Annotated in this window: 8 protein-coding genes and 1 pseudogene; 2 read left to right on the top strand and 7 right to left on the bottom strand. The window is 61.4% G+C overall.

Annotated features, from left to right (window positions below; genetic code table 11):
• A partial coding sequence (locus AC3WTD_RS18340; protein ID WP_492614643.1) for a hypothetical protein occupies positions 1-189 on the top strand: 189 nt, incomplete at its 5' end.
• A 144-nt stretch (positions 190-333) separates the two neighbouring features.
• Here the strand turns inward: AC3WTD_RS18340 and AC3WTD_RS18335 are convergent.
• The 4 genes from AC3WTD_RS18335 to AC3WTD_RS18320 all read right to left on the bottom strand — a co-directional run bounded on the left by AC3WTD_RS18335 (position 334) and on the right by AC3WTD_RS18320 (position 5,152).
• Positions 334-459 (bottom strand): hypothetical protein, encoded by a 126-nt coding sequence (locus AC3WTD_RS18335; RefSeq protein WP_492614642.1) that lies wholly within the window; start codon positions 457-459, stop codon positions 334-336.
• A gap of 280 nt (positions 460-739) precedes the next feature.
• Positions 740-1,171, bottom strand: a complete 432-nt coding sequence (locus AC3WTD_RS18330) for a carboxymuconolactone decarboxylase family protein (RefSeq protein WP_221174172.1) — start codon at positions 1,169-1,171, stop codon at positions 740-742.
• Between the two features lie 119 nt (positions 1,172-1,290).
• On the bottom strand, positions 1,291-3,567 hold the full coding sequence (locus AC3WTD_RS18325; RefSeq protein ID WP_492614641.1) for a c-type cytochrome: 2,277 nt from the start codon (positions 3,565-3,567) through the stop codon (positions 1,291-1,293).
• Between the two features lie 4 nt (positions 3,568-3,571).
• Complete coding sequence (locus AC3WTD_RS18320; protein ID WP_492614644.1) at positions 3,572-5,152, bottom strand: c-type cytochrome; 1,581 nt, start codon at positions 5,150-5,152, stop codon at positions 3,572-3,574.
• Here AC3WTD_RS18320 and AC3WTD_RS18315 point away from each other — a divergent pair.
• On the top strand, positions 5,063-5,257 hold the full coding sequence (locus AC3WTD_RS18315) for a hypothetical protein (RefSeq protein ID WP_492614645.1): 195 nt from the start codon (positions 5,063-5,065) through the stop codon (positions 5,255-5,257). The genes AC3WTD_RS18320 and AC3WTD_RS18315 overlap by 90 nt on opposite strands.
• 831 nt (positions 5,258-6,088) lie before the next feature.
• On the opposite strand, the gene AC3WTD_RS18310 is transcribed toward AC3WTD_RS18315, so the two are convergent.
• From AC3WTD_RS18310 to AC3WTD_RS18300, 3 genes and pseudogenes are all read right to left on the bottom strand, one after another.
• The gene (locus tag AC3WTD_RS18310; RefSeq protein ID WP_492614640.1) at positions 6,089-6,763 is read right to left on the bottom strand and encodes a hypothetical protein; all 675 of its coding nucleotides are present in this window, start codon (positions 6,761-6,763) and stop codon (positions 6,089-6,091) included.
• A gap of 75 nt (positions 6,764-6,838) precedes the next feature.
• Positions 6,839-7,303, bottom strand: a complete 465-nt coding sequence (locus AC3WTD_RS18305) for a DUF302 domain-containing protein (RefSeq protein WP_492614639.1) — start codon at positions 7,301-7,303, stop codon at positions 6,839-6,841.
• Positions 7,304-7,449: 146 nt separating this feature from the next.
• Positions 7,450-7,581: pseudogene (locus AC3WTD_RS18300) on the bottom strand (transposase); the annotation flags it as partial.
• Positions 7,582-7,659: the final 78 nt, after the last annotated feature.

Here is a 7,659-nt window from a genome sequence, read left to right as displayed (position 1 = left end):
TCCGAGCACCTGGTCGTGGCTCCCGGCCAGGAGGCCCGCGGCATCCTCAACATGCCCGGCGGCCAGAGCGACCACCCACTGTCACCGTATTTCGGCGCGGGCCACGCGGACTGGGTCGAGGGAAGGCCCACGCCACTGCTGCCAGGGCCGGAGCAGCACCGCCTGATCCTGGTGCCGATGCGCCCCTGATCCGCACGCAGGTCTGGAACCCGCCGCCGCAAGCGCATCGACATGCGTCCGCCCACAACACCTTCGTTTTGGCCGGGAGAGCCACTGCGTCTCCGAACAGCGAAGCAAGCAGCAGCACAATACCGACCAGACTTGTTGTCCACATCATCGTGCGCAGGTAGGGATGCCTGCCGCATAGGCCGGAACATAGGCCAGCCATGCCAAGAGGTAGAGTTGGGCGCTCAGCGCGGTCATGCCATCGTGGTGCTGCAGCGCATAACCGACCAACACGACCGCGGCGAACAGCGGAAAGGTTTTCAGGAGATTGCCCGCTGGCGCGATCGAATCACACGCTGATCTTGCCGAGCGGTTTCGATCCTACGTCCCGCGGACCGGCAGCCCAGCCCTCGCTAACCGATCGCGCCGATGGCGGCAACCGCAATCTGCGCCAGCCCCAGCACGACACTCCAGACCAGCATCCGCAACTCGATACTCATCGTGCTTTCCCTTGTTGTGGTGGAGGGATGATGAAGCCGCGCATTCGTCCGTGCCGGGAGTACTCGCCGCGCGGCTATTGCCCGGGCGGCGGCAGCTGGCAGAACCCCTGGGCCGGCACGTCGAGGGCGCTGTTGAATTTGCTCGACATGTTCTGGAAGGCGATCAGCCCGGTCAGTTCCACGAGAGCGTCGTCGTCGAAATGTTTCGACAGCCGCGCCACCAGCTCGTCCGTCACCTGGCGGTCGCTGCAAGTCATCGCTTCGGCGTATTCCAGCGCTGCCGCCTCGACGTCGTCGTACAGGTCGCTATGGCGCCAATCGGCCAATGCCAGCACTTTCTCCATCGAGCCGGTGCGCTTGGCGAGCGTCGCGGAATTGACATCCACGCAGAAACGGCACCAATTGATCTGCGACACCCGCACGGTCACCAGCGAACGCAGTGCCGGACTCAGCGGCGACCGCTTCCTGTCCAGCACGCCGTACAGGAGCGCGACCGCCATGAACATCCGCGGAGACCTGCCCCAGAGCAGCCCCGGCTTCAGCACCTGCCCGTATTTCCTCTTCTGCTTCCAGAAGAACAGGCCCAGAATCCAGGGGTATTGCCGCAGCGGCTTCTCCGGGACTCTCATTTGGCCACCGCCTGCTTGTCGGGTTCGGCTCCGTGCAGTCCGCGGATGTAGTCCACCACCCTGCCGATCTCGTCGGCGGTGAGCACGCCGCCCCACGTCGGCATGCCGACACCGACGCGACCGTCGGTCACCGTCCGGATGACGCCGTCGCGGCCGGTAAGCTGCACGAACGAGTTGTCGATCAGCGTCGGCCCTTCGGTGCCGACGCCGCCCTTGCCGTGGCAGACCTCGCAGTTGGCGGCAAAAATCTGCTCGCCGGTGACCGGATGCGGACGCGCCGGCGCGGCGACCGGGTGTTGCGCCGGCTGGCCCAGATCGAAGGCGACCTTCGACGCAAAGACCGAGTCGATCCCGCTGGTGCCGACGAACGGGATACCGTCGCCGTCGCTGTCCGTGTCGCCAGTGCGCACCTGCCTGATGTCCTCGCCGGTGTAGAGGTCCTCGGCCTGCTGCAGGCCGCTGGAATCCACGGCCTGGACGAAAAACTTCTTGAAACGGTCGAGCAAATGCATGTCGCGGTCGACCAGCACCAGCTCGCGCAGCGCGCCGAGCGTGGCCGCCACGTCCACCGGCGTGTAGACCACCTGATCCGATTCCGGCGTATTGCGGTACAGCCAGGCCGATTTGTCCCAGAATTTGCTGTTCCAGTTCGCGCTGGCCCGATGCGCCGCATCCAGATAGCGTTTGTCGCCCAGTGCGTGGTATGCCACCAGCATGGCGCGGATGCCGAAGGCCTGGCTGGTGCTGTCCGGTTCACCCGACGGCCTGGCGCCGGGAACCTGGTACTCGGAAACGAAGGAACCGTCCGCCGCCTGGGCGCCGAGCAGAAAATCGGCCTGCTGCTGCAGCAACTGTTTGGCATCCTGCTCCCGGGCCGGTTCCAGGTCCATGTTTCGCCCGAAGTCGTCGAGCGCCACCATGGCCAGGGCCAGATCCGAAATCCTGACGCTGTGGCCGGGGCCCTTGCCGGGCTGCCAGGACGACACCAGTACGCCGTCGACCCGATGCATCGCCTTCATGTTGTCGAGCACGACATTGGCCATGTCCTGCGCCAGCAGCGCATATTTCTGCGGCAGGATGCTGCCGTCGTAAGGGGTCTGGTACCCGAATACGTTGTTCCAGTTGTCGCGCTTGCGAGGGTTGGAAAAGTCGAAGTATTCCGAGGTCGCCCATAGCCAGGACGCCTGGTCCCACAGCTGGCTGGAAACGTCCTTCGTCGAGAAATCGTACTGGCGCACCGGAAGGTCGCCGATGTAGGTCAGGGTCGGATGGATCTCGTGCGGAATGTAGCGCAGGCCCGCGTCGGGGTGGTAGCTACGCGGATCGATGCCGACCAGCTTCAGCGTGTGGAACGTCGGCGGCAGATGGGATTCGCGGTGCGAAGGATCGACGAACAGTGCCGCCTTGGTCATCATCATGGTGGAGAGGGAAGCCAGGGCAAGCATGCCGCCGCGGAACCCGTCCTCGGCATTGTTGCCAAGGAACACCTCGCCGGGGAAATCGATGTCGGTATGGTTGCGGCGCAGGAAGAACTTGGACCACAGCACCTTTTTAAGCATGGCCTGGCCGACACCGCCCATATCGATGTTGTGGTCCATGCTGTCGTTGGACCAGCGCAGCGATTCGAAATCGTCGAGGTAGGTTGGACGTCCGTACTTGTCTATGTTGGTATTCACGGGCATCACAAATTTCGGATCGCCCGACTTGAACTCGAGCATGGTCGGCACCGCGTTGTCGAACTGGTACGGCATGCCGGAGCGCTTCAGAAAGGATCCGACCACATCCGACAGCATCACCTGCTTGTTGGACTCCACCAGCTCGCCGCGATCGCGGCCGAACCGGTTGAGACGGGTTTGCGACTTCGCCAGCAGATCGATGTACGGACCGTTGACCAAGCCGATGCCCAGGCGGGCGCGGATCGTGGGTCCGACCAGGTTGTAGCGCGAGTACCAGTACGCCTCGATATTGGCGATGTACGCAAACTGGCGGTCATGGGCGATCGGCAGCTTGCGTTCACCGGCGCGCAGGAAGAATTCCGTGCCCGACAGGTACATCTCGTTGGCGAGATATTCGCCTTCATTGGTGTTGAAGCGGCGGTCGAGTACATGGCCCCTCATGCCGCTCTTCAGGCTGGACAGATCCAGCTGGGGATTGGCCTGCACCACGCGCACGCGGCGGCCATCGGGCCAGGTCACGTAATCGAAAGCCACAGCGGCGGACACACATCCCGCCAGCAGGGCCGAAGCAATCAGGAAACGAAGATCGAGGCGCATGGAATTACTCCCCTCCCCGGTAAAGACCCGAGGCGAATGTATAGGTGAACGAGGCGTTGATCACGTACGGCGGCGACGGTCCCAGACTGGGCTTGGCGACGCGCACCAGTGCCCCCAGGGATACCTTGAACAGGGGGTTGGGAATCACCACGACGCTGGCGGACACGAACTGGGTGGTGCCGCCGGAGAACGACGGACGGTCGATGATCTTGAAGCCGACCGGAGCCGGGCTCGGAAGGCCCGGCATCGGCGGAATCATGCTGGGCGGAATCGGCATGCCGCCGGACAGCGGCCCGGTCGTCGCCATGGGATTGATCGGCTGGAAGAGCTTGCCGTCGTAGGAATCCGTCTGCTGGTGAAACCCGAGGTAGGTCAGGTCGAGCGAGACGTTGTCGTGCCAGATCGGCTTGACGAACGTGACGAACCAGCGCACGACGTCACCCGGATCGACACCGTCGGCCTTCGGCCTGATTTCGTACAGCGAGCCGACGTGCAGCGCGCCGCGACCGAAGAAGCTGCTGCCTTCCAGCTGGCGGCTCGCGAACACCCCCAGGTAGCCGCCGAGCGTGCCCAGACCGGGCTGTAGCGGCGCTGGCAGGCGGCCGTCGTTCGAGAACCGCCGGAAGATGCCGTCGCCGATCGTGCTCATGTCCGGGTTTCCGTTGCCGTCGATGGCCGGGAACGGAAAGATCATCTTCATGCCCATCAGCGATGCGGTGGTGCCGGGGTCGAACTTTTCCTTGTTGGATCCGGTCGGGAACCGCAGACCGGCGACGCCGGCGATGCCGACCGGGAAATTGCCCTGGTCGACGAACTTCTTTTTCAGGAACACGCTCAAGTCACCGACCGCCGAGGTGCTGCCCTGTGGAAACGCCGAGATCATGTTGATGAACTGCGGGTTGAGCTCCGCGTGCATCCGCGAACTCTGGATCGGCAGGTTGAAGCGCAGGGTCATGTTGTGGTCCAGTCCGAGGACCAGGTCCAGGTCCGTGAACTGGCGATTGAGGTGAAAACTGTTGAAGTGCCCCTGGATGTCCAGCTGGCCGACGACGTCGCTCGCGTCCAGCGCGCCCACTTGGCGGTAGCCCAGTTGGACGCGCAACGCGCCAGGCGGAAGCACGAAGGCGGATTCGGTCACCGCCGGTTCGTAGACCGGCGGAATGAAGCTCTGGATCTGATCCTGGATATTGCCCCGTTGCACCTTCACATACGACTCGTGCACGCCGAGATCCAGATAACTGTTCTCGGGCGACTTGGGGTCGAGATCCGGAGGATTACTCTTGACCTCGCCCGTCGAGGTCATGACGACCGGCCGCGCCGGGCGCACGCCGGAGTTCAGTGACGTCAGGTAGAACGTCAGCTGCGCGCGCTCGTCGTCGGTCAAGTGCAGATTCGGCATGTTAGTGTCGGGCTTGACCGCCGGCGGATCCTTCAGCCACTTGTAGATCCACTCTGCCGACAGGCGGTCGCCGACGTTGTCCAGGATCGGCCCCACGTGACCGCCCTGACCGCCGATCGTGTGGCAGCCGGAGCAGCCCTTGCTCTGGAACAACCTGGCTCCCGGCTGCTCCTGTCCAGCCAGCACCCCGGCAGGATGGAGCAATGCGAACAGGAGGCTGGCTATAACAAAACGACGATTGAAGAGATGCATGGTCCGTTCTCCACACCGCGTCCTTTCACTTGCAGATGAAAGTATCGTCGGCGCTAGCTGTAAAAGAAAATCCTAGGAGATGCGACGGATAATCCGCCATACCTTTCGCTATTGGATGTGCTGTCCTGCTGGTGCGCCGAAATCATCAATGGAACGTAGGTAATTAATCTTGATCAGGGTCAAATAGACGTCCACAAATTATATTTCTGCGATAATCCATCTCATTCCTGAATCCAGGGTATTCCGGCAAGCAATTCAATATCGCCAAAGCAGATGACCGAGGTGAAAGATGGGCAAACACAAAGTTCATGCAGCAGGCATTTCTCTAGTACCCAAAGAATTGAAAAATCTTCGTGGAAGCTTATGCAATAGCCATGCTACCCGCGAACAAAAAATAGCGACGCAGGCATTTCGCACTGCGTCGCGTGCCCAATGTCTATGGCGAAATTAAACCCGATCCGCGACGCGCCCTTTGAGAAGTTTTGATTTCACATGGATAGAAAATCAGGTATGCGTGCAAGTCTGGCCTTTCGTTCCATACTTGCCATCAAGGCAAAAAGGGGTAGCAATACAATAATTTTTTGTCAGGCAAGTGCCCTCGCAAAGCCGGGTGCTTTAGTTGTGTGAGCCGCTCAAAGCGGCTGAATCGGGATCGCTAACGCGATCCCACAGTGCGACGACGGCATTTGGGTATGAACATCACGTGGTACAGGCATTCCCATTGCGTGTGATTTAAGCTCTCATACTCGTCCATCGGGACTGTGTGCTTGGCGGATCAGCGGCTCACGGACGGAGTTTCCCCGGTGGACTCCCGCATGCGTCAAACTTCTACGGCCTCCCCGGCAGAGCCGGGGGGACTCCCTTGCTGGTCTAGAACAGATCCAGCAGGAAGTGTCGCGGCGCATGCTTGGAGCGTTGCGTGATCCAACCGACCATCGCCCCATAGACGATATGGGCCAGATAGACGGTCGCGGGAAAACGCACCGGAGCGAAATCATGACCGAAGACCCCAGCGCCAATGATGTCCATCACGGGGCTCAGCATGAAAGCGGTGGCGATGCCCATGGCATACAAGACGCCTACCCACCAACGCTGGTGGCCGAACACCGCGATGTAGATGAACGCGAAACCAATGCCGTTCCAGACATGATCACCCCACCCAATCAGGTTCGACCAGAGATCGGGGCCACTCATGAACTGATCGGTCAGCTGCACGCCGATCAGCATGGGCAACGAACCGGGCATGGCCTCGAACACCCTGAAACCGATCGAGCGCACCACTTCCATCACCAATGTGCCAAGCACACCGGCAAGCAGCGCCAGCAGGCCCGCGGAGGTCAAGCGGCGCCAGCGCATGGCGAAAGCGAGCACTACGAAAAACACCCAGGCCACCAATCCCGGCAATATGGCGACTTCGCCAAGGCGGTGCATCGTGATGATTCCGCTTGCCGAAATGGTGAATGCCAGCGGTGACACCGATGCCGCAGCCAGTGCCAGCAAGGTGGCAAGAAGTTCTCCCAGCGACATCCTCGCAAAAAGCTGCATGACTGCTACCTCCTCGTGATTGCGCAAGGCGCAGATAAAGACGAGCGGATGCCAGGCATCCGCCCGCGGCTCGGGTTACTTCGCAGCTTGGTTCGCCACCATGTCCAGCTTCTTGTCGAGCAAGCCGCCCATCATCTCGAAGCCGGGAGAAATTGCACTGAGCTGGACCGACGGCTTGAAGTAGCCGATGTAGGTGTTGCCCTTGTCGGACCACACGTATACGCGGGCCGGCAGCACGGCACCGGCTGCCGGACTCATGCCGAACGCCTGCTTACCCATCTGCGGATTGCCGACCAGGAAAGTCTGAGCACCCTCAAGCTTGAGGCCGGTCATCGAAATCACCTTGGCCTGATCGATATGGCCCATCACCATCATTTGATTGCTAGCCACCGCTTTTTGCAGGGCGCTTACCGTGGCGCTGAAGTTCTGGTGCGACGCCACCTGGACGAAGGACGGCGTGCCCTGCGCCGATACGACAGTCGCACAGGCGAGCGCCGCTACGGCCACGGCGGAAAGGATGGAACTCTTATTGATGCGCATGACTTTTTTCCCTCTCTCGTGATGAAAAGAATGGATGGATCGCCTCCGCGGCCCATCCGTCATAGAGAGGTGTCGAGTGCGCAAATGAATTCAACGATTGACTGTGGCAATTTGTCGCACGATCAAAGGCGATGAAAGAGGCCGCCGGGGAACGCGCCGCGGTGTTTGGTGAGTCCGCGCAGACCGTAGTTCACTGACTCGACAGCGTTGGTGGTGTAGATCACCTTGCGGATCTCCGGCGGGTAGTTGAAGAACAGAACCGGACGCGGCCAGTTGCGCCCGCAGAACCTGCTGGTCGCCGATCGCGCCGGCCACATCGGCTGGACCATCGTCGGCAACAGCATCCCGCTGCGCGC

This window comes from Rhodanobacter sp. FW106-PBR-R2A-1-15, from assembly GCF_058789735.1.
Note: the sequence above shows the minus strand (reverse complement) of the source record. Positions and strands in the feature narration are given on the sequence as shown.

Coding starts and splice junctions, on each gene's coding strand:
- AC3WTD_RS18330 (WP_221174172.1), bottom strand. CDS start 1,171: ATGTTCATGGCGGTCGCGCTCCTGTACGGCGTGCTGGACAGGAAGCGG.
- AC3WTD_RS18325 (WP_492614641.1), bottom strand. CDS start 3,567: ATGCGCCTCGATCTTCGTTTCCTGATTGCTTCGGCCCTGCTGGCGGGA.
- AC3WTD_RS18310 (WP_492614640.1), bottom strand. CDS start 6,763: ATGCAGCTTTTTGCGAGGATGTCGCTGGGAGAACTTCTTGCCACCTTG.
- AC3WTD_RS18305 (WP_492614639.1), bottom strand. CDS start 7,303: ATGCGCATCAATAAGAGTTCCATCCTTTCCGCCGTGGCCGTAGCGGCG.